1 protein-coding gene is annotated in these 585 nt (G+C 69.1%); it reads left to right on the top strand.

Annotated elements, in window-relative coordinates; all coding sequences use genetic code 11:
* Window positions 1-585 (top strand): Sua5/YciO/YrdC/YwlC family protein (locus NKI79_RS33150; RefSeq protein ID WP_352807513.1); only part of this gene is annotated, 585 nt, incomplete at both ends.

Genomic DNA, 585 nt, shown 5'->3' with positions numbered 1-585 from the left:
CCGAGCGGCGCCGATCGTGCTGGTGAAGCGCCGTGACAGCTGCGGCGTTGCGGCGGGCGTGGCGCCGCAGCACGAGCGGCTCGGTTTCATGCTGCCCTACACGCCGTTGCATCATCTCTTGCTGCGGGCGCTGGACGGTCCGGTGGTGATGACCTCCGGCAATCGCTCGGGCGAGCCGCAATGCACGGACAATGACGAGGCGCGGCAGGAGCTTGCCGGGATCGCCGACTTCTGGCTGATGCACGACCGCGAGATTGTCAACCGGCTCGACGACAGCGTGGTGCGATTCGACGGGCACGGCATTTCGGTGTTGCGGCGCGCGCGCGGCTTCGCGCCGGAGCCGCTGGCGCTGCCGGCGGGCTTCGATGGCCCGGTCAGGGCGCTGGCTGCGGGCGGCGACCTAAAGGCCGCGTTCTGCCTGGCGGGCGACGGCAACGCGCTGCTGTCGCAGCATCTCGGCGACCTCGACGAGCTGAAGAACCAGAACGCGTGGAGGCAGGCGTTGGGGCTGTATCGAAGCCTGTTCGACACGAAGCCGGACCTCATTGTGGCCGACCGGAATCCGGGCTACCGTTCGACCCAGCT

Origin of the sequence: Mesorhizobium sp. M0340 (genome assembly GCF_040321535.1) — a bacterium.
In the GTDB taxonomy this organism is placed as follows: Bacteria; Pseudomonadota; Alphaproteobacteria; order Rhizobiales; family Rhizobiaceae; genus Mesorhizobium.
Note: the sequence above shows the minus strand (reverse complement) of the source record. Positions and strands in the feature narration are given on the sequence as shown.